This window comes from Streptococcus sp. oral taxon 061, assembly GCF_964211575.1.
Classification (GTDB): domain Bacteria; phylum Bacillota; class Bacilli; order Lactobacillales; family Streptococcaceae; genus Streptococcus.
The window spans coordinates 105,271-125,326 of sequence record NZ_CAXOQQ010000007.1 but is presented as its reverse complement, the minus strand read 5'-3'; the positions used below and the strand labels follow the sequence as shown (position 1 = coordinate 125,326).

The window sequence follows — 20,056 nt, the reverse complement described above, 5'->3', positions numbered from 1 at the left end:
TTTTCAACTCTTTCTATTATACCGACTTTTTTTGCCTTGTCAAGATATTGGGTTTATTTTTTTATCTTTTTGGAGAAAAATCTCTTAGCACATGCTTTAGTTCTTTCAACATTGTTTTTCTTCCTTTGAATCGCTCATCAGCTAACAATCGTTCAAATAACTCCAATCTTTCTTTTCCTAATCCTGCTCGATACTCTTTAAGCACTTCTTGTAATGCGTAAGACTCATCTATCAACAGCCCCCCTTCCCCTAATCGATGGCTAATTTCGCTCACTTCTTCATAAGCTTGTCGATCCAATCTTCTTTTATAACTTTCTTGTTTCCTAACTGCATCCAAAATTCGATTTCGAAACTTTGTTTTGAAGTAGGTATAAAATTCCTTATTCTTGTTTTCCTTAAAGCTAGGATAATTTTCTAATAATTCATGTAGGCAAATCATTCCCTCTTGATCCCAATCTTCTTTTTCCCATAAATGAAGGTAGTATTCTTTTCTACATTTGTGCACAATAGCTTTTACTTCATGGTAATTCATGTCTAACATAATCTTTCTCCTTTTCTGCCATTAGTATAACAGAGGTTGAGACGAATTATGACATTTCTTCTATTTTGTTACTTATCTTACCTGATTATATTTTTTTGAATGTTTAATATTTCATTGGGAAGTTTTTTGGGACTTTTTAGGATATAAAAAAAGACAAGAGTTATGCTCTTGTCTTTTAAAAATTTATTGGAACAAATCTACAATTGTATCCCAAACAGTTTTTGCCTTTTCTTTAATTTTTGCATCTGAAATAGCTTTTTCTGCTTCATCAATAAGGTTCTGAGCTCGACTTTGAATGTCACTTATAGAGTCATTTGACTGCCCTCTAGCATTGTCAGTAGACTGATTCGTAACATTTTCAGGAGCAATTCCATTTATCTTATAGGCATTTTCAACTGTAAATGTACTTCCTGGTGTATAAGGAAGAATTGTTTCTGCCATACTTCTAAAAATATGAGCGGCGCCATTTGATGTTGAACCTGCTAGATAATGATTTTCATCGGTTGTCGGGAAACCGAGCCAGTGACTGATTACCACATCAGGTGTATAACCAATAACCCACTGGTCGCTTGTATACACCGGGTTGAAGGCCGCTTCTGTTGTACCTGTTTTCCCAGCCATAACATAATCATCTGGGGATGAACTGATTCCTGTCCCATTTGTGAAGGTCCCTAACATCATGCTAGTCATTTTATCTGCTACTGACTTGTCTATCACTCGTTTTTGAGAATTCTTATGTGTAGCAATGACTTGACCACTTGCATTTTCAATACGTGTAATGAAATGCGCTTCAGGCATCAAACCTTCGTTTGCGAACGCTGCATAAGCTTGCGCCATTTGTAGTGGACTAGTTTCCACACCACCACCCAGTGCAACACCCAACACACGATCTACATTGGTTAAGTTAAGCCCGAATCTTTCGCCTGATTCAAAAGCCTTGTCAATACCAAGTTCCTTAACCGTGGCTACTGCAGGAAGGTTTAGGGATTCAGCTAAAGCTTGGTACATTGGAACTTCTGGAGATGTTTTGATTCCTGCGTAGTTATCGACCTTGTAATCACCATACTCCATAGTATGATTATCCAACTCTTTATTTAGAGCCCAACCAGCTTCGACTGCTGGGGTATAGACAACTAAGGGCTTAATAGTTGAACCTGGGCTTCTTTTTGATTGAGTCGCATAGTTGAAATTTCGGAAACCAGCTTTATCATCTCCTGCTACACGACCAACAACTCCTCGAACTCCTCCTGTTTTTGGCTCTAGAGCAACACTGCCTGACTCAGCATGAGTTCCATCTTCTGCGGTTGGAAAGAGATCTGTGTTTTCATAAATGACCTGCATATTAGCCTGGTAATTCTGATCTAATTCCGTGTATATACGATAGCCGTTGTTCACAATTTCTTCTTCAGTTAGATTATATTTTTCAATTGCTTCATTAACAACTGCATCAAAGTAAGAAGGATAACGATAGTCTGAAATTTTCCCCTCGTAAGCATCCTGAAGCTGAGAGGCCATATCAACACCCGAAGCTTCCGCTTCTTTGTCCTTATCAATATAACCAGCAGCGACCATGTTTTGTAGGACGGTGTCTCTACGATTAGTAGAATCTTCAATAGAATTCAAAGGGTTATACAATTCTGGCCCTTTGAGCATTCCGGCTAAAGTTGCAGCTTCATCAAGCGTCAGTTGAGAAGCTGAAACCCCAAAGTATTTTTTACTTGCATCTTCAACACCCCAAACCCCATTTCCGAAGTAGGCATTGTTCAAGTACATAGCCAGAATCTCTTTCTTACTATACTTTTTAGTTAGCTCTAAAGCTAGAAAGAATTCTTTTGCCTTTCTCTGAACAGTTTGGTCTTGAGAAAGATAGGCATTTTTCGCCAACTGCTGAGTAATTGTAGAACCACCACCTGAGCGTCCAGCCGTCACTATCGCTAGGAAAAAACGAGCATAGTTAATTCCACTATTTTTATAGAAACTTCTATCTTCTGTCGCAATAACAGCATTCTGCAAATCTTCACTAATATCCGAAAGTTCGACATAGGTGCCTTTTTGACCTGACAGGGCGCCTGCTTCTTTTTCTTCTCTGTCAAAAATCAGAGTACGTGTTTTTAAAGCATTTTGCAAATCTGTCACATTTGTCGATTTTGCTAGAGCAAATAGATAGACCCCAACAAAAAGGCTTGCACTTAGTCCTATAATCAGAAAAATTTTTGTCAGATGATAACGGCGCCAGAATTTTCGGATAGGACCAACTGCCCCAGCTTTCTTCCGCCCTGATCTTGAACGTCGTAGATTACTAGACCCGTCACCTTCATGTTCAACTTCATTAGTCTCTGTTTCTTCAATTTCAGATTCTTCTTTCTTAAATAAGGAAAGAAATTTTTCAAATAATGTATCTAATTTCATGCGTTTATTTTATCATCTTCCCCATAGGAAGACAAGAATTTAGCTAGTTCCTCTGTCCAAATAAACTAATTTTTGTTACAATATCTGTATGAAATTTACCTTTACTGTCCCTGAGTCTCTACCCGAAATGACGGTCAAGTTCTTCCTAGAAGAACAACTGTTAATCCCTCGAAAAATACGTCATTTTTTAAGAGTTAAGAAGCATATCCTCATCAACCAAGAAGAGGTTCACTGGCACCAAACTATCAAACCTGGCGATGAATGCCAACTAATTTTCGACGAGGAAGATTATCCTACAAAAAAAATTCTATGGGGAAATCCCAAACTTGTCAAAGAAGTCTATCAAGACCAACATTTGATCATTGTCAACAAACCCGAGGGTATGAAAACGCATGGAAATCAACCCGATGAGATTGCTCTTCTCAATCATGTCAGCGCCTATGTAGGTCAAACTTGCTATGTCGTTCATAGACTAGACAAAGAAACAAGTGGCCTCGTACTATTTGCTAAAAACCCCTTCATACTTCCTATCTTAAATCGATTATTAGAGAAAAAAGAGATTTCGCGAGAATACTGGGCCTTAGTGGAGGGAAAAACAGAAGCCAAAGAACTGATCTTTCGAGATAAAATCGGGCGTAATCGACATGATCGTAGAAAACGGGTCATCGATCAAAAAAATGGCCAATACGCTGAAACCCAGGTAAGTCGATTAAAGAATTTTCAAAACAAAACTAGTCTCGTTCGTTGTAGATTAAAAACAGGACGAACTCATCAGATTCGGGTTCATCTATCTCACCACGGACATCCAATCCTAGGAGACCCTCTCTACAACCCACACTCAAAAACTAAGAGACTGATGCTACACGCATTCAAACTATCTTTCATCCACCCGTTAACCCTAAATAAATTAAGTTTTACTGCGTTATCAGATACATTTGAAAGAGAATTAAAACAAAATGGATGATAAAATCATCCATTTTGTTATGATAGATACAAAAAAGCAAGACCAGTTGGTCTTGCTTTTATCGACTCAGGAATTATTTAGCGATTTTTGCGAAGTATTCAAGAGTACGTACAAGTTGTGCAGTGTATGACATTTCGTTGTCGTACCATGAAACAACTTTAACCAATTGTTTACCGTCAACGTCAAGAACTTTAGTTTGAGTTGCGTCAAACAATGAACCGTAAGACATACCTACGATATCTGAAGATACGATTGGATCTTCTGTGTAACCGTATGATTCGTTTGAAGCTGCTTTCATAGCTGCGTTCACTTCATCAACAGTAACGTTCTTTTCAAGAACAGCTACCAATTCAGTAACTGATCCAGTTGGAGTTGGAACGCGTTGTGCAGATCCGTCAAGTTTACCGTTCAATTCTGGGATTACAAGACCGATAGCTTTAGCAGCACCAGTTGAGTTAGGAACGATGTTAGCTGCACCAGCACGAGCACGACGAAGGTCACCACCACGGTGTGGTCCGTCAAGGATCATTTGGTCACCAGTGTAAGCGTGGATAGTAGTCATCAATCCTTCTACAACACCAAAGTTGTCTTGAAGAGCTTTAGCCATAGGAGCCAAACAGTTTGTAGTACATGAAGCACCTGAGATAACTGTTTCAGTTCCGTCAAGAACGTCGTGGTTAGTATTGAATACAACTGTTTTAACGTCGTTTCCACCAGGAGCAGTGATAACAACTTTCTTAGCTCCACCTGGGTGCAAGTGTTTTTCAGCAGCTTCTTTCTTAGCAAAGAAACCAGTTGCTTCAAGAACGATTTCTACACCGTCGTTAGCCCAGTCGATTTGTTCTGGATCACGTTCAGCAGAAACTTTGATGAATTTACCGTTAACTTCGAATCCACCTTCTTTAACTTCTACAGTACCGTCGAAACGACCTTGAGTTGTGTCGTATTTCAACAAGTGCGCAAGCATAACTGGATCTGTAAGGTCGTTGATGCGAGTAACTTCAACACCTTCTACGTTTTGGATACGGCGGAAAGCAAGACGACCGATACGTCCGAAACCGTTAATACCAACTTTAACTACCATTAGTGATTTCCTCCTTATGAAAATCATGAAAATTTTATTGTGAAAAGAGTAACTTGAATCACTACAAATCACCTTTCAACAAACCTATTATATAACTATTTGAGTTTAATTGCAAGCGCTGACGTCGATTTTCATTTCAGTTTTATGCTTTTCAAAGACTCTAATTTATCTAAATTACCATAGTTAAAAGTCTTTTGTCCTTTCTCTTTATCATATTTCCAAACTCTTTTTGTCAAATCCTCAAACTCTTATATTTTAGAAAATTATAAAAAGAGACAGGATTACTCCTGCCTCTGACTGATAATCAATTATTTAAGACGTCCTGGTCTTTCTTTGTAACCATAGTAAGCATCTTCGATGATTTCTTGCATATGATCAACCATTGGAAGACGTGGGTTTGCAGGTGAACATTGATCTTCATAAGCAAGGAAGGCCAATTCACGTGAATGTTCTTTCCATTCTTTCTCGTCAACACCTTGTGCTTTGAAGTTCATTTCGATACCTACGCGCTCACCGAGTTCGTAAACAGCTTTAGCATAAGATGCAACCCCTTCTTCTGGTGTAGAAGCTGGAAGTCCAAGCATACGAGCGATATCTTGATACTTCTCATCTGCACGGTAGTAGTTGTACTTAGGCCATGTAGCTGTCTTAGCTGGGCGTGTACCGTTGTAACGGATAACGTATGGAAGCAAGATTGCATTTGTACGTCCGTGAACTGTGTGGAATTGCGCACCAATCTTGTGAGCCATTGAGTGAGAAATACCTAGGAAGGCATTCGCAAAGGCCATACCAGCAATTGTTGAAGCGTTATGCATTTTCTCACGTGAGTGGAAATCTGCATTCTTCACTGAACTTTCAAGGTTTTCGAATACAAGTTTGATAGCTTGAAGAGCAAGACCATCAGTGTAGTCGCTAGCCATTTGTGATACGTAAGCTTCAGTCGCGTGAGTCAATACGTCCATACCAGTATCAGCAGCAACAAATCCAGGAACTGTCAACACCAAGGCAGGGTCTACGATTGCCACAGTTGGTGTCAATGAGTAGTCAGCGATTGGGTATTTACGGTTGTTTGCTTTATCAGAGATAACGGCAAATGGAGTTACTTCAGATCCTGTACCAGATGTAGTTGGGATGGCGATGAATTTAGTCTTCTTACCAAGCAATGGGAATTTGAAGGCACGTTTACGGATATCCATGAATTTTTGTACAAGGTCACGGAAGTCCACTTCTGGTTGTTCGTAGAAGAGCCACATTACTTTAGCAGCATCCATTGGTGATCCACCACCAAGAGCGATGATTGTATCTGGTTTGAATGAACGCATGATTTCTGTACCACGTTCAACAGTTGTGATGTCTGGATCTGGCTCTACATCTGCAAAGATTTGGTAAACAACCTTATTGCGACGAAGATCAAGTTGTTCGATGATACGATCAAGGAAACCAAGTTCTACCATAGCGTGGTCTGTAACGATCATGACACGCTCAACGTCACGACATTTTTGAAGGTATTGAATTGAATCACGTTCAAAGTATGTTTTTGAAGGAAGTTTCATCCATTGCATGTTATTTCTCCGTCTTCCGACTTTTTTGATATTCAAGAGGTTAATGGCGCTAACGTTATCCCCAACTGAGTTACGTCCGTAAGAACCACATCCGAGTGTCAATGATGGCAAGAAGGCATTATAAACATCCCCGATACCACCGAAAGTAGAAGGTGAGTTACAGATAACACGAATAGCTTTAACAGCTTTACCAAATTCTTTAGTCAATTCTTCATCAGCTGTATGGATAGCTGCTGAGTGCCCAAGACCATTAAATTCAACCATTTGACGAGCTTTTGCAATACCGTCTTCGCGGCTTTCAGATTTCAAAACTGCGATAACTGGTGATAATTTTTCACGAGTCAACGGCTCTTTTTCGCCAACTTCTTTACATTCTGCAGCAAGAATGTTTGTTCCTTCTGGAACAGTAAATCCTGCTTGTTCTGCAATCCAAGTTGCTGGTTTACCAACGATGTCAGCGTTCAATTTTGCACCAGCACAGTTTTTGCTGTTTGCTTTCACGCCGAAGCAGAACTCTTCAAGAAGAGCTTTTTCTTTTTTGTTTACAAAGTAAGTGTGGTAAGATTTGAACTCTGCTACAAATTCATCGTAAATTTCTTTATCAATGATAACCGCTTGCTCAGATGCACAGACCATACCGTTATCAAATGATTTAGACATTACGATATCGTGAGCAGCTTGGCGGATATTAGCTGATTTTTCAACATAAGCTGGAACGTTTCCGGCACCTACCCCAAGAGCTGGTTTACCACATGAGTATGCCGCTTTAACCATGGCATTCCCACCTGTTGCAAGGATTGTTGCAACACCTTCGTGGTTCATCAATGCACTAGTTGCTTCCATAGATGGTTCAGTAATCCACTGTACACAGTTTTCAGGAGCTCCTGCTTTAATCGCTGCATCACGTACGATTTGAGCAGCGTGAGCTGATGATTCTTGAGCTGATGGGTGGAATGCAAAGACAATAGGATTACGAGTCTTCAATGAAATCAACGCTTTAAAGATTGCTGTTGAAGTAGGGTTTGTTGTTGGAGTGATCCCACAAACAACACCGACCGGTTCAGCAATCAGAGTCAATCCTGTTACATCATCTTCTTCGATAACACCAACTGTTTTAGTGTGGCGCATGTTGTTCACTACGTGCTCACAAGCAAACAAGTTCTTAGTCGCTTTGTCTTCAAAGACACCACGTCCTGTTTCTTCAAAGGCATGTAGAGCCAATTCCCCGTGGGCATCAAGTGCTGCTACTGAAGCTTTTGCTACGATATAATCGACTTGATCTTGGTCAAGTTTACGCATTTCTTCAAGGGCAACCAAAGCTTTTTGCACCAAACCATCGACATGCTTTTCAGCAGCGAGTTTCTTTTCCTCTGGTGTTACAGTTTTTTTATCAGCCATATTTTCCTCCATAGCTTTCAAGGATTGTAAGTCCTTTGTTAAATTTTTCACAATCTTATTATAACTCTTTTTTTAAGATTTGTAAACAGTTTCATAGAAATTTCACAAACTTTTTTTATTTGCTTGTGAAAACAATTTTGCATAGCCCTACCCATACACTTTTTAACTTATACTTTGTGAATAATCCTATAAAACTTTTATTTTTCACAAACTTCATTGTAAAAAGGTATTGAAAGGTGTTTCAATTTCCATGTAAGCGCTTTCTGTAGGTGCGGTATATAACCCCCTCTAAGAGGAGGTTATTGTGCTTGTTGAAAGAGCCCTTGTTTAAAGTCGCCTTCATAGACAACTTCTTGCTCTGTAGTCAGTTTTCCTTTTCCTTCAGCTTGGCCATTAACAAAGTCCCCTTCATAAACCCAGCCCTCTTTAGCTTGGTAGGTTCCTTTACCATTAAATGCTCCATTTTTAAATTCACCAGTATAAGTATCCCCATTTGAGAAGGTCATTGTACCTTTGCCATTCATCTTTCCGCGAACAATACTTCCATCATATACAAGTGAATCGCCGTCCAGTTTTAAAACTCCTTGCTTAGGCATATTCCCTACAAATACAAATATAGCACAAAGAGCTATGACTACTACCGTTGCAATTTCCAAACGAGGACGCGTTATATAGACACTGTATTTATCATAGAATTTCTTTAAATTATCCATTTTTTGCCTCATTTTCTAAACGTGTTAGCCAAGCTTGGCAACCAGTTAAAACTCGATCATAAGTTTCATCAAAATCACCTGTATACCATGGATCAGGAACATCCTCAGAAGCAAACGCCTCTATCTTGTGTTGTTGGTCTTGAGGACACATCCGAGTCAAATCTAGAAGATTGGACTCGTCCATTCCAATGACATAATCAAAATATTCAAAATCATCCTTAGAAATTTGCTGTGATGTTTTTGATGAATCGTAAGGAATCTCGTGAGCTTTAAAAATTTTCTGAGTCCCTTTGTGGATTGGATTGCCGTGTTCCCAAGTAGAAGTTGCTCTACTTTCAATATCATATTCATCGGTTAAAGATTTCATAACAAATTCTGCCATAGGACTACGGCAAATATTACCAAGACATACAAAAACAACTTTCTTCATTATTGTTCCTCATCTTCATAGAAAAAGGGGTATGAGAGCCACCCCGTTTTATTCTTCAATCGCGCTTTCACCATCGACAACTGTACCTTCAGGTGTGACAGCTTCTTTGACTGGCAAAACTGTTCTAATTGCGCCTAATTCAAAAGTCAAGTATACTCCGTCTACATCAAGTACAATCGTTTTGTTTTCAGTATCAACTTCGTCGACTGTGCCGTAGAGACCACCGATAGTGATTACTTCGTAGCCTTTTTGAAGTTTGTTGAGGCTCTCCATACGTTTTTCAGCTTGTTTCTTTTGAGAACGTTGCATGAAGAACATCAAGCCGAACATCAAAACAAGCATAATCAAGAATGTTAAATTCCCACCCATTATTTTTTACTCCTTTGTAATTCAGATAAAACTACTATATCAAATTTCAACTACTTTTACAAGGTTGTGCCTTGTTTTTATGGTTATAAAAAATCAGAGTTTTCACTCTGATTTTTGTGATTATTTCAAGTTTTGAACGACTTTGACTAGATTTTCAACTGTAAATCCATACTCTGCCAATACTTTTGGTGCTGGGGCAGATGCTCCAAAGGTATCAATACCGAGAACTGCACCATCAAGACCAACGTATTTGTACCAGTTTTGAGTCGCTCCCATTTCAACCGCCACACGGCGACGAACTGCATTTGGTAGGATTTCTTCTTTGTATGCGGCATCTTGTACATCAAAGACATCCGTAGATGGCATGCTGACTACGCGAACTTTTCCACCTTGACTTGCCAATTCCTTCGCAGCTGCAACAGCTAGGTTCACTTCTGAACCTGTTGCAATCAAAATCGTGTCAAAGTCTGCTGCATTTTCATAGACAACATAAGCACCTTTCGCAACCTTATTAAAGTCAGTTCCTTCCTCAACAGTCAAGTTTTGACGAGTCAAGACGAGGGCAGTTGGTGTTTTCTCACTATTCACTGCAAGATACCAAGCTGCTTGAGTTTCACGCGCATCTGCTGGACGGAAAACGTTGAGATTTGGAATCGCACGAAGTCCTGCCAAGTGCTCAATTGGTTCGTGAGTTGGTCCATCTTCACCAACTGCGATTGAATCGTGAGTAAAGACATAGGTTACAGGAAGACCTTGTAGAGCTGACAAACGAACTGCCGCTTTAAGGTAGTCTGAGAATACGAAGAAAGTTCCACCGTAAACTCGAAGTCCACCGTGAAGAGCCATTCCGTTCAAAACTGTACCCATTGCAAATTCACGAACACCAAATTGGATATTACGGTTCAAACGATTTGCATCGTCCTGAAGTCCGTCAGTTTTGATGTAGGTCATATTTGAATGAGCAAGGTCAGCTGATCCACCAAGGAAGGTTGGCAATTTAGCAGCCACTACATTTAAAGCATCTTGGCTTGAGTTACGAGTTGCTTGAGAGAAGCCATTTTCTAAAGCCGGGAAGTCTTCTGGAGTCAATTCAACTGGATCGCGCCCGTCGATGATTGCTTCCACTTCTGCAGCAAGCTCTGGGTAAGCTTCTTTATAATCTGCAACTAGTTTTGTCCATGTTTCATATGCGGATGCACCTCGGTCCGCAACATTTTCTTTGAAATCAGCATAAACTTCTGCTGGGATTTCAAATGGTTCGTAGTCCCAACCAAGGGCTTGACGAGTTGCAGCAGTTTCGTCTGCACCAAGAGGAGCACCGTGTACGGCATTAGTTCCTTGTTTGTTTGGCGAACCATAACCAATAACAGTTTTCACTTCAATCAAAGATGGTTTCCCTGAAGCCTTAGCTTCTTCAATAGCTGCTTGAATAGCTTCTAAGTCTGTCCCATCTTCTACCAAGGCTGTATGCCAGCCGTAAGCATTGTAACGATCGCGAACACTCTCTGTGAATGAATCTTTTGTCTCACCGTCCAAGTTGATATCATTTGAATCATAGAGAACAACCAATTTGTCAAGTTTCTGCAAACCTGCATAAGAAGCAGCTTCACTTGATACACCTTCCATCAAGTCACCATCTCCACAAATAACATATGTGTAGTGATCAAAGATGTTATAACCTTCGCGGTTATACTTGGCTGCAAGGAAACGTTCTGCTTGTGCAAAACCTGTCGCAGTCGCAATCCCTTGTCCTAGAGGACCTGTTGTTGCATCAACCCCTGCTGTATGACCAAATTCTGGGTGACCTGGAGTTTTAGAACCCCATTGACGGAAGCTCTTCACTTCATCCATGCTCACATCTTCAAATCCAGAAAGGTAAAGAAGGGCATAGAGAAGCATTGATCCGTGACCCGCTGAAAGAATAAAACGGTCGCGGTTGATCCAGTTTGGTTGAGCTGGATTGATACGAAGTTCTTTAGTGAAAAGGTTGTAAGCCATCGGAGCTGCACCCATAACCACCCCTGGGTGACCTGAATTAGCTTTATTAATAGCGTCAATACCTAAGAAACGAATAGCATTAACAGATAGATTTGACATAGAATTTCCTTCCTATTTAAGGTGATATGTTTATCACATATCCTATTCTACTATTATATGAAAAAATACCTAGAATAGCAATAAAACAATTTACTATAAATTGACTCAGCCGATTATACTAATCTCTAGTCACTTGATAGTAAGGTGATAGTTTTTCAAAACCTCTATCAAGTTTATCTAGAACCTTATCTATAGTATCTTCATCGGCTACTGGAATATCAACTTTTACTAAAACCTTACGAATCTCCTGATTGGATAATTGTTGTCTTAAAAGTTGTCTATTCTCCTCAGTAGCTTGTACTCTATAGTTTTCATCGTTTTTCTGAACCCAATAATAGATTCCATCAACCACTGGGATATCCAATATTTTAGCCTGTTTTGGCAAGGTAGCCTCATCTTTCTTTCTCTCTACAAAGCTGACTTCTATAGAGATTCCCCAATTATTCTGATTTCCATACAAACGAAGAGCCATCATGGGCTCTGTTACATGCCCCTCTCTCTGTAAATAAACCCAGAAATGCGGTCGTAATCTCTGCGCTTGATTCATCCATTGACTGGTTGGGTGTAAATTCCAATCGGAATGCCTTGCTTGAAAACATTCCGCTAGGTGAGTAAATGCCTTTCGCGCTTCCTGCCCTTTTTGACGCAGGTCTAGCATTATATCCTTTTCAGCTCCTGCTTTTTCAGGATTCCGGTACTGTTCCCCTTGATAAGCAAGATAGTCCTTGATTTCTTTCATTTTATTCCTCCTTTAGTTAGAAAAAAATCAGGTTTCCCCTGATTTTTCATTTTTTATTCTGTGTCAACTACAACGTAACGATTTGGTTCATCACCTTCAGAGTAGCTCGTTACACCTTCCATTCGTGAGATAATACGGTGGATAATTTTACGCTCACTGCTTGACATTGGATCTGTCATCTGACTACGACCTTCTTCCAAGACACGTGTAGCTAATTTTTGAGCATAACTTTGTAACACTTCTGCACGATGTTCTACATAATCATTCACGTTGATAGTAATGTAGAAAGTTTTTGAATAACGATTGTAGAGGTAATTTTGTGCCAAAAGTTGAAGAGATTTCAAAACCTTACCATGGTAACCAATGATACGACCTGGCTCATTGGTATCGATTTGCATGTTGATAGAGCGACGGTTAGAGGTGCTAGAAATAGTTCCCTCAACATCCATATGATCGATGATTGCTTGAACATAATTGGTTACTTCTTCAACAACCTTTTCGGTGTCGTATGTTGGCTCGACTTTCAAACCAAGATTTTCTAAGTCGCTGCCTTTTTCAGGCTCAACTTCATCTTGAGTTTCTTCAGGTTGCAATTCTTTTAAAACTTCAATATGGCCTGTTTCTTCTAAAATCGTGCTGGCTTCTTTATCATTCTTAAGAATTTCAGCCTTGACTTCTTCAGAAATTTCTTGGCCTTCTTCTTCAATTTTCTTGATAGCAGCAACTACATGTCCCAAATCAACTGTCGCTTCACTGACTGTTTTAACTGGATCATTTTGATCATTAATTTCTTTTGGAACACCCTTGATTGCCTGCTGATTTGCTTTTACAACGGTTGTCTCACTGATTGCTTCGATATCAACTTGAGCTGGTTTTGTACCAAAAAGTCCAAAAAATCCCTTTTTCTCTCTCGAAATAACTTTGATATGAGCTTTCATTCTCGGAATATTTAATTCATTCAATCCCTTTTGGATTGCTTCTTCTACTGTTGAACCTGTAAATAATACCATTATCAGATTTCTCCTTACTTTTTCTTTTTCTGTGCTTTCTTTAGAGCTTTTCTTTTCTTAACTTCTAAAACCTTCTTAGCTTGCACATCAGCTTCACGCTCTGCAATGATTTTGAAGGGGTTGTTCAAAAGGTAAGTTTGCAATACTTGATAAGCATTTGAAACCGCCCAGTACAGAGCGACACCACTTGGAGCAGATATTGCAAAAAAGAAGATTATAACAGGCATCCCATACATCATACCTGTCATTGCACCATTTTTCTCAGGCAAAGCTTTATTTGAAAGCCAGCTACTGAGGAAGGTAAATAGGGCAGCCAAAATAGGTAGTACGAAAGTGGTATCAGCTCCACCTAGATTGAACCATAAGAAGTGGCCTGTCTTCAAAAAATCTACGTTTGATAAAGCTTGGAAAAGAGCCAATAGAATTGGCATTTGAATCAAAAGCGGCCAGAAGGATGCGGATTGCTTAATGCCCAATTCTTTAAATAATTTACGTGTTTCCTGATCTAGCTTAGTACGACTTTCCATGTCGCGACCTGGATAACGTTCGCGCAATTCTTTGATAAGAGGTTGCGCCTCTTGCATTTTTCTGGAAGCCACCATTTGTGTTTGAAAGACTGGTAACAGTATTGTTCTAATCAAGACTGTGAACAGAATAATCCCTAAACCAATGCTGACATCAAATGACAAAAATCGAATAATTTCAGCAAAAAAATAAACAAGTTTACTCCAAAAGTCTGCAGAATCTGCAGACACTTCACTAGTTGCACAAGCAGTCATTACCAACAAGGACAAACCTAACAAACTAGTCAATTGTAATTTCTTCTTCACTCTTATTTCCTTCCTGGTAAATCTTTGCTAATCTCAAAACATGAAGTAAGTTTTTTTCAATTTCTGCATATTCTAGTAGTTCAACGCCTTTTCGAGCAATCACAACAAAATCGACATTATCAACAAGTTGATTACTATTTTGAATGAGAACATGCCGAATTCTTCTCTTGATTTGGTTTCTTGTCACAGCATTTCCTAATTTTTTACTGACTGATAAACCTACTCGAAAATGTGTTTCATTGTTTTCTAATCGATAAATAACAAATTTTCGATTAGCTACACTTGCTCCCTTTTTAAATATGGCGTCGAAATCTTTCTCTTTTTTTACACGAAAGCTTTTTCTCAAAAATTCTACTCCATCTAATAAAACTACTACTATTATACCATAATTTTTCAAAAAGCCAATCATGGCAAGGTTTTAGGCTGGTTTGACTTCGAAAAAAGTAGCCATTCTTAAAAAATTTGACCAGAATCAATGAAATTTTACTAGTTTTATTAGAGAATACAAAACAAAAGCCACTCTTACGAGTGACTTTTGTAGGAGATTATTATGAAAAAGTTTAGGATTTCTATTAAATAAAGTTAGGAGGTCTTTATTTAATGATTAGAGTATACACACCTATCCTTAAATTGAACTTAAATCATTTTATTTTTTTATTAATTTTTAAAACTATGAATTGGAGCAGGAATCTGTCCTCCACGAGCAATGAAATCAGCCGAAGAAGCTCCATTGACTTTCATAACTGGGGCAGTTCCTAGCAAGCCACCAAACTCAATCATATCGCCTTCTTTACCCTTTGGAATGATACGGACAGCTGTGGTTTTCATATTAATAACACCAATTGCTGCCTCATCCGCAATCATAGCCGCAATCGTTTCTGCCGGAGTATCTTCTGGAATGGCAATCATATCCAATCCAACTGAACAGATAGCAGTCATCGCTTCTAATTTCTCAAGATTTAGGGAACCATTTTGCACTGCTGCTATCATACCCTCATCTTCTGAAACTGGGATGAAAGCACCTGACAGACCACCGACTTGGTTGCAAGCCATTACTCCGCCTTTTTTTACTTGGTCATTTAAAAGAGCTAAAGCGGCAGTCGTCCCATGAGTCCCAACTGTTTCCAGTCCCATTTCTTCCAGGACCCGAGCTACTGAATCCCCCACTGCAGGAGTAGGTGCTAAACTCAAATCAACAATCCCAAAATCAACACCTAGTCTTTCACTAGCCATCTGGCCAACTAATTGACCAATCCGAGTAATCTTGAAGGCTGTCTTTTTAACAGTTTCAGCAACTACATCAAAGCTTTGACCGCGAACTTTTTCTAAAGCACGTTTGACAACACCAGGCCCTGAAACACCTACATTGATAATAACATCAGCTTCACCAACACCATGAAAGGCTCCGGCCATAAAAGGATTGTCCTCAACTGCATTGGCAAAAACGACAAGTTTTGCAGCCCCCATATCTGAAAGCTCAGCTGTCTCCTTGATAATTCGACCCATATCAGCTACAGCAGTCATGTTAATTCCTGACTTGGTTGAACCAATATTGACAGACGAGCACACTTTGTCTGTCTCGGCCAAAGCACGTGGAATCGAATTGATGAGTATTTCATCTCCTTTTTGGTAGCCTTTTTGAACTAAGGCAGAAAAGCCACCAATAAAATCGACACCAATTTCTTTTGCTGCTCTATCTAAAGCTTTTGCTAACGGTACATAGTCCCTTGCATTTGTAGCAGCACCAATTAGAGAAATAGGTGTTACTGATACACGTTTATTGACAATAGGTATACCTAACTCAGCAGCAATTTCATCACCGACAGCCACTAAATTTGCCGCCTTAGTCGTAACTTTTTCATATATTTTATCTGCAGCCTTATCAATATCTGGATCAATACAATCAAGTAGAGAAATCCCCATGGTAATGGTACGAATATCAAAATTCTGCTCTTCAATCATTGCAATAGTTTCGGTAACTTGTCTAATATCCATAAGCACCTCCTAGATATTATACATAGCATCGAAAATAGCCGCGCTCTGAATATTGATTTTGACATTCAAGGTCTGGCCAAAGGCTTCAAACTCATTTCTTAGTTGAGTAAAATCATGTTTTTCATCACTGGATACTACAGCCATCATGGTGAAGAACTCATCCAAGACAGTTTGTGAAATATCATCAATATTTAATCCTAATTCAGCAATCTTAGTCGCAACACCTGCAACAATACCACCCTTATCTTTTCCAACAACAGTTATAATAGCTTTCATATTGGTCCTCCATCTTTGAGATCTAGAAAAATAACCATATCTATATTTTTCTTTTTTCTCAGTATAGCACATTTATTTCAAAAAAACTAAAAAACGCCTGCTTACGAAATTGTTCTTAAAAGAAAAACAATTTCGTAAACAAGCGTCTACCCTATCATCTTATGATGAGTGTTCCCGCTAGGACAAAAGTCCTAGCGGTAGACCAGAGCTAGACTAAGAGCACAAGGCTCCATCATCATAACACTCAACAAAATTGATGATTTTATACTAATTCGATGATCGCCATTGGCGCTGCATCACCACGACGTGGTTCAGTTTTAAGGATACGAGTGTATCCACCGTTACGTTCTGCGTAACGAGGTGCGATTTCTGAGAACAATTTTTGAAGTGCTGTAGTAGAAGTGTACTTATCAGTTGCTTCATCATAGTTTTCAGATGCGATTTCATTACGTACGAAAGCAGCAGCTTGACGACGTGCATGCAAATCACCACGTTTACCTAGAGTAATCATTTTTTCAACAGTTTTACGGATTTCTTTAGCACGAGCTTCAGTTGTCACGATTGATTCGTTGATCAAAAGGTCAGTTGTCAAATCGCGAAGCATTGCTTTACGTTGTGAGCTAGTGCGTCCTAGTTTACGGTAAGCCATGTATTCCTCCTTTATTTATCTTTTAATCCAAGACCCAAATCAATGAGTTTGAGTTTCACTTCTTCCAAACTCTTGCGTCCAAGATTTCTTACTTTCATCATCTCTGCTTCAGATTTTTCTGTCAAATCATGCACAGTATTGATACCAGCACGTTTCAAACAGTTATATGAGCGTACAGACAAGTCAAGTTCCTCAATCGTACGTTCCAAAATACGGTCGTCCGATTCAGTATCAGCTTCTTTCATCACTTCTGCAGATTTAGCAATCTCTGTAAGATTTGTAAACAAATCAAGATGTTCTGTCAAAATACGTGCTGAAAGCCCTAAAGCATCTTCTGGAATAATAGTTCCATTTGTCAAGATTTCAAGGGTTAATTTGTCGAAACCATCATTGCTTCCTACACGAGCAGGTTCAACTTGATAGTTAACTTTTGTAACTGGTGTATAAATAGAATCTACAGCAAGTGTTCCAACTGGGGCATTATCTTTTTTATTTTCATCTGCAGGTACATAACCACGACCAGTGTTTACAGTCATAGTTGCTTTAAATGAAGCACCTTCTCCGATTGTGAAAAGATAATGATCTGGATTTACGATTTCAATATCACTATCAGTTAAAATATCTCCGGCTGTCACTTCAGCAGGACCTTCAACATCAAGTTCAATAGTCTTTTCGTCTTTTACATATGATTTAACTGCAATACCTTTAATGTTCAGAATGATTTGCATCACGTCTTCGCGAACACCAGGAATTGTATCAAATTCATGTAATACTCCATCGATATCGATAGATGTAACAGCTGCTCCTGGAAGAGAAGCAAGAAGTACACGACGAAGAGAGTTACCAAGTGTTGTACCGTATCCACGTTCTAGTGGTTCGATTACAAACTTGCCATAATCTTTATTTTCATCAATTTTTGTTATATTTGGTTTTTCAAACTCGATCATTTAGTTACTCCCTCTTAAACGAAAAGCAGTGTAAAGGTAATGATTATACACGGCGACGTTTTGGAGGACGAGCACCATTGTGTGGCACTGGAGTCACATCACGAATTGCTGTTACTTCAAGACCAGCGGCAGCAAGAGCACGAATAGCTGACTCACGACCAGAACCTGGACCTTTTACAGTAACTTCAACTGATTTAAGACCGTGTTCTTGTGCAGATTTAGCAGCAGCTTCAGAAGCCATTTGAGCAGCAAATGGTGTAGATTTACGAGAACCTTTGAAACCAAGAGCACCAGCTGATGACCAAGCGATTGCATTACCATGCACATCAGTAATCATAACAATAGTGTTATTAAATGTAGCGTGAATATGAGCAATACCAGATTCGATATTCTTTTTCACACGACGTTTACGTGTTGGTTTAGCCAAGACTTTTACCTCCTATATTATTTTTTCTTACCAGCAATCGCAACAGCTTTACCTTTACGAGTGCGAGCGTTGTTTTTAGTGTTTTGTCCACGGACAGGAAGTCCACGACGGTGACGGATACCACGGTATGAACCGATTTCCATCAAACGTTTGATGTTCAAGTTCACTTCACGACGAAGGTCACCTTCAACTTTAATTGCATCCACTTCACGACGGATAGCATCTTCTTGATCTGATGTAAGGTCACGAACACGAATATCTTCTGAAACTCCAGCAGCTGCCAAAATCTTTTGAGATGTTGCAAGTCCGATACCATAGACATAAGTCAATGAGATAACTACGCGTTTGTCATTTGGAATATCAACTCCAGCAATACGAGCCATGTTTTCTCCTTTCTATCTTATCCTTGACGTTGTTTGTGTTTTGGATTTGCTGGGCAAATTACCATAACACGACCATTACGACGAATTACTTTACAGTATTCGCAAATTGGTTTGACCGATGGTCTTACTTTCATTTCTTATCCCTCCAAGTTTTTCGATTATTTAAAGCGGTAAGTGATACGTCCACGTGTCAAGTCATATGGACTCATTTCAACAGTAACACGATCTCCCGCTAAAATACGAATATAGTTTTTACGAATTTTACCAGAAACTGTTGCTAAAATCTGATGTCCATTTTCAAGTTCAACCGTAAACATTGCATTCGGCATCGTATCGACTACTTTGCCTTCAACTTCAATCACATCGTCTTTTGCCACGCAAAAGTACCTCCCTAAATTTCGATTTGATGCCTCTAGACACAGAGACAACAATTATAAGTCAGACTAACTCAGTATAACATTTGTCAAGACATTTTGCAAGCCTGAAAAACGCTTTTATTTCAAATTTGTCAATACCTTTTCGATATCTTTAAAGACATCATTGATATCTTGGTTCCCTTCGATATCATGTACTAGACCTTTAGCACGATAGTGAGCGATGATTGGTTCACCTTGAGCAATATTGACATCCAAACGACGTTTTACTGTCTCAGGTTTATCATCTTCACGTTGGTAGTAATCTTCCTCTTTGTAATCAGCTGGTGGGTTGAATACTTTATGGAAAGTCTCGCCAGTTTCACGATGAATGATACGACCACTCAAACGTTCAAGTAGACAAGATGGATCTACTTCGATGTTGATAACACCTTCAAGTTTAATTCCAAGTTCAGCCAATGTTTTATCTAAGGCATGAGCTTGCTCAATTGTACGTGGGTAGCCATCCAACAAGAAACCAGTTTCTTTAATATCATCTTGAGAAAGACGTTCTTTAACAATTCCATTTGTTACTTCATCTGGAACCAATTCGCCTTTATCGATATAAGACTTAGCTAATACACCCATTTCAGTTTGGTTAGCCATTGCCGCACGGAACATGTCACCTGTTGAGATGTGGGCAACGTGAAACTGTTCAACAATTTTCGCTGCTTGTGTCCCTTTACCTGCACCAGGTAAACCCATAATCAAAAGATTCATGATTCAAACTCCTTTTTTGTATTTAAATAGAAGCAAAAATTCATTTCAACTCCTATTTAAAAACAAAATAGAAGAGAGGAGATAAAAATCTGACAATGTC

22 protein-coding genes are annotated in these 20,056 nt (G+C 39.1%); 1 reads left to right on the top strand and 21 read right to left on the bottom strand.

Annotated elements, in window-relative coordinates:
* Positions 1-61 precede the first annotated feature (61 nt).
* Together AB8E63_RS06815 and pbp2a are read right to left on the bottom strand one after the other, a co-directional pair.
* On the bottom strand, positions 62-541 hold the full coding sequence (locus tag AB8E63_RS06815; RefSeq protein ID WP_368910490.1) for a sigma factor: 480 nt from the start codon (positions 539-541) through the stop codon (positions 62-64).
* A gap of 183 nt (positions 542-724) precedes the next feature.
* Entirely contained in the window at positions 725-2,950 is a 2,226-nt protein-coding gene (gene pbp2a / locus AB8E63_RS06810; protein WP_368910488.1) for a penicillin-binding protein PBP2A, read from the bottom strand.
* 88 nt (positions 2,951-3,038) lie between these two features.
* Between pbp2a and AB8E63_RS06805 the strand changes: the two genes are divergently transcribed.
* On the top strand, positions 3,039-3,914 hold the full coding sequence (locus AB8E63_RS06805) for an RluA family pseudouridine synthase (protein ID WP_368910486.1): 876 nt from the start codon (positions 3,039-3,041) through the stop codon (positions 3,912-3,914).
* Between the two features lie 73 nt (positions 3,915-3,987).
* Here the strand turns inward: AB8E63_RS06805 and gap are convergent, their stop codons facing one another.
* The 19 genes from gap to AB8E63_RS06710 form a co-directional block, all read right to left on the bottom strand.
* Complete coding sequence (gap, locus tag AB8E63_RS06800; RefSeq protein ID WP_368910485.1) at positions 3,988-4,998, bottom strand: type I glyceraldehyde-3-phosphate dehydrogenase; 1,011 nt, start codon at positions 4,996-4,998, stop codon at positions 3,988-3,990.
* 308 nt (positions 4,999-5,306) lie between these two features.
* On the bottom strand, positions 5,307-7,958 hold the full coding sequence (adhE, locus tag AB8E63_RS06795; RefSeq protein WP_368910484.1) for a bifunctional acetaldehyde-CoA/alcohol dehydrogenase: 2,652 nt from the start codon (positions 7,956-7,958) through the stop codon (positions 5,307-5,309).
* A 299-nt stretch (positions 7,959-8,257) separates the two neighbouring features.
* Positions 8,258-8,671 carry an MORN repeat-containing protein gene (locus AB8E63_RS06790; protein ID WP_024056349.1) on the bottom strand — a complete coding sequence of 138 codons (414 nt, stop codon included), beginning with the start codon at positions 8,669-8,671 and terminating at the stop codon, positions 8,258-8,260.
* Positions 8,664-9,101 (bottom strand): low molecular weight protein-tyrosine-phosphatase, encoded by a 438-nt coding sequence (locus tag AB8E63_RS06785; protein ID WP_368910483.1) that lies wholly within the window; start codon positions 9,099-9,101, stop codon positions 8,664-8,666. The genes AB8E63_RS06790 and AB8E63_RS06785 overlap by 8 nt, the downstream gene beginning before the upstream one ends.
* Before the next feature lie 48 nt (positions 9,102-9,149).
* On the bottom strand, positions 9,150-9,470 hold the full coding sequence (yajC, locus tag AB8E63_RS06780; protein WP_016466451.1) for a preprotein translocase subunit YajC: 321 nt from the start codon (positions 9,468-9,470) through the stop codon (positions 9,150-9,152).
* A 120-nt stretch (positions 9,471-9,590) separates the two neighbouring features.
* Positions 9,591-11,567 (bottom strand): transketolase, encoded by a 1,977-nt coding sequence (gene tkt, locus AB8E63_RS06775; protein WP_368910482.1) that lies wholly within the window; start codon positions 11,565-11,567, stop codon positions 9,591-9,593.
* Positions 11,568-11,685: 118 nt separating this feature from the next.
* Positions 11,686-12,306, bottom strand: a complete 621-nt coding sequence (locus tag AB8E63_RS06770) for a ribonuclease P (RefSeq protein WP_368910481.1) — start codon at positions 12,304-12,306, stop codon at positions 11,686-11,688.
* 53 nt (positions 12,307-12,359) lie between these two features.
* The gene (gene jag / locus AB8E63_RS06765) at positions 12,360-13,316 is read right to left on the bottom strand and encodes an RNA-binding cell elongation regulator Jag/EloR (protein WP_368910480.1); all 957 of its coding nucleotides are present in this window, start codon (positions 13,314-13,316) and stop codon (positions 12,360-12,362) included.
* Between the two features lie 14 nt (positions 13,317-13,330).
* Positions 13,331-14,146, bottom strand: a complete 816-nt coding sequence (locus AB8E63_RS06760; protein ID WP_036756201.1) for a YidC/Oxa1 family membrane protein insertase — start codon at positions 14,144-14,146, stop codon at positions 13,331-13,333.
* Entirely contained in the window at positions 14,121-14,492 is a 372-nt protein-coding gene (rnpA, locus tag AB8E63_RS06755; protein ID WP_025169334.1) for a ribonuclease P protein component, read from the bottom strand. The genes AB8E63_RS06760 and rnpA overlap by 26 nt, the downstream gene beginning before the upstream one ends.
* Positions 14,493-14,803: 311 nt before the next feature.
* The gene (locus tag AB8E63_RS06750; protein WP_036756204.1) at positions 14,804-16,141 is read right to left on the bottom strand and encodes a PFL family protein; all 1,338 of its coding nucleotides are present in this window, start codon (positions 16,139-16,141) and stop codon (positions 14,804-14,806) included.
* Between the two features lie 9 nt (positions 16,142-16,150).
* Positions 16,151-16,417, bottom strand: a complete 267-nt coding sequence (locus tag AB8E63_RS06745) for an ACT domain-containing protein (protein WP_006149010.1) — start codon at positions 16,415-16,417, stop codon at positions 16,151-16,153.
* Between the two features lie 262 nt (positions 16,418-16,679).
* Positions 16,680-17,066, bottom strand: a complete 387-nt coding sequence (gene rplQ / locus AB8E63_RS06740; protein WP_000331493.1) for a 50S ribosomal protein L17 — start codon at positions 17,064-17,066, stop codon at positions 16,680-16,682.
* An 11-nt stretch (positions 17,067-17,077) separates the two neighbouring features.
* A complete protein-coding gene (locus tag AB8E63_RS06735) occupies positions 17,078-18,013 on the bottom strand; it encodes a DNA-directed RNA polymerase subunit alpha (RefSeq protein WP_004251121.1) in 936 nt (311 codons plus the stop codon).
* 43 nt (positions 18,014-18,056) lie between these two features.
* Positions 18,057-18,440: a 30S ribosomal protein S11 gene (gene rpsK, locus AB8E63_RS06730; RefSeq protein WP_001118385.1), complete on the bottom strand. Its 384-nt coding sequence runs from the start codon at positions 18,438-18,440 to the stop codon at positions 18,057-18,059.
* Positions 18,441-18,457: 17 nt separating this feature from the next.
* The gene (gene rpsM, locus AB8E63_RS06725) at positions 18,458-18,823 is read right to left on the bottom strand and encodes a 30S ribosomal protein S13 (RefSeq protein WP_004251117.1); all 366 of its coding nucleotides are present in this window, start codon (positions 18,821-18,823) and stop codon (positions 18,458-18,460) included.
* Between the two features lie 17 nt (positions 18,824-18,840).
* Positions 18,841-18,957, bottom strand: coding sequence for a 50S ribosomal protein L36 (rpmJ, locus tag AB8E63_RS06720; protein ID WP_001808836.1), 117 nt, complete (start codon positions 18,955-18,957; stop codon positions 18,841-18,843).
* Between the two features lie 24 nt (positions 18,958-18,981).
* On the bottom strand, positions 18,982-19,200 hold the full coding sequence (infA, locus tag AB8E63_RS06715; protein WP_001029883.1) for a translation initiation factor IF-1: 219 nt from the start codon (positions 19,198-19,200) through the stop codon (positions 18,982-18,984).
* 117 nt (positions 19,201-19,317) lie between these two features.
* Positions 19,318-19,956, bottom strand: a complete 639-nt coding sequence (locus AB8E63_RS06710) for an adenylate kinase (RefSeq protein WP_368910479.1) — start codon at positions 19,954-19,956, stop codon at positions 19,318-19,320.
* Positions 19,957-20,056: the final 100 nt, after the last annotated feature.

Excerpts from the sequence above, each read along its gene's own strand:
- AB8E63_RS06815 (WP_368910490.1), bottom strand. The coding sequence starts at position 541 with ATGTTAGACATGAATTACCATGAAGTAAAAGCTATTGTGCACAAATGT.
- pbp2a (WP_368910488.1), bottom strand. The coding sequence starts at position 2,950 with ATGAAATTAGATACATTATTTGAAAAATTTCTTTCCTTATTTAAGAAA.
- AB8E63_RS06805 (WP_368910486.1), top strand. The coding sequence starts at position 3,039 with ATGAAATTTACCTTTACTGTCCCTGAGTCTCTACCCGAAATGACGGTC.
- gap (WP_368910485.1), bottom strand. The coding sequence starts at position 4,998 with ATGGTAGTTAAAGTTGGTATTAACGGTTTCGGACGTATCGGTCGTCTT.
- adhE (WP_368910484.1), bottom strand. The coding sequence starts at position 7,958 with ATGGCTGATAAAAAAACTGTAACACCAGAGGAAAAGAAACTCGCTGCT.
- AB8E63_RS06790 (WP_024056349.1), bottom strand. The coding sequence starts at position 8,671 with ATGGATAATTTAAAGAAATTCTATGATAAATACAGTGTCTATATAACG.
- AB8E63_RS06785 (WP_368910483.1), bottom strand. The coding sequence starts at position 9,101 with ATGAAGAAAGTTGTTTTTGTATGTCTTGGTAATATTTGCCGTAGTCCT.
- yajC (WP_016466451.1), bottom strand. The coding sequence starts at position 9,470 with ATGGGTGGGAATTTAACATTCTTGATTATGCTTGTTTTGATGTTCGGC.
- tkt (WP_368910482.1), bottom strand. The coding sequence starts at position 11,567 with ATGTCAAATCTATCTGTTAATGCTATTCGTTTCTTAGGTATTGACGCT.
- AB8E63_RS06770 (WP_368910481.1), bottom strand. The coding sequence starts at position 12,306 with ATGAAAGAAATCAAGGACTATCTTGCTTATCAAGGGGAACAGTACCGG.
- jag (WP_368910480.1), bottom strand. The coding sequence starts at position 13,316 with ATGGTATTATTTACAGGTTCAACAGTAGAAGAAGCAATCCAAAAGGGA.
- AB8E63_RS06750 (WP_036756204.1), bottom strand. The coding sequence starts at position 16,141 with ATGGATATTAGACAAGTTACCGAAACTATTGCAATGATTGAAGAGCAG.
- AB8E63_RS06745 (WP_006149010.1), bottom strand. The coding sequence starts at position 16,417 with ATGAAAGCTATTATAACTGTTGTTGGAAAAGATAAGGGTGGTATTGTT.
- rplQ (WP_000331493.1), bottom strand. The coding sequence starts at position 17,066 with ATGGCTTACCGTAAACTAGGACGCACTAGCTCACAACGTAAAGCAATG.
- AB8E63_RS06735 (WP_004251121.1), bottom strand. The coding sequence starts at position 18,013 with ATGATCGAGTTTGAAAAACCAAATATAACAAAAATTGATGAAAATAAA.
- rpsM (WP_004251117.1), bottom strand. The coding sequence starts at position 18,823 with ATGGCTCGTATTGCTGGAGTTGATATTCCAAATGACAAACGCGTAGTT.
- rpmJ (WP_001808836.1), bottom strand. The coding sequence starts at position 18,957 with ATGAAAGTAAGACCATCGGTCAAACCAATTTGCGAATACTGTAAAGTA.
- AB8E63_RS06710 (WP_368910479.1), bottom strand. The coding sequence starts at position 19,956 with ATGAATCTTTTGATTATGGGTTTACCTGGTGCAGGTAAAGGGACACAA.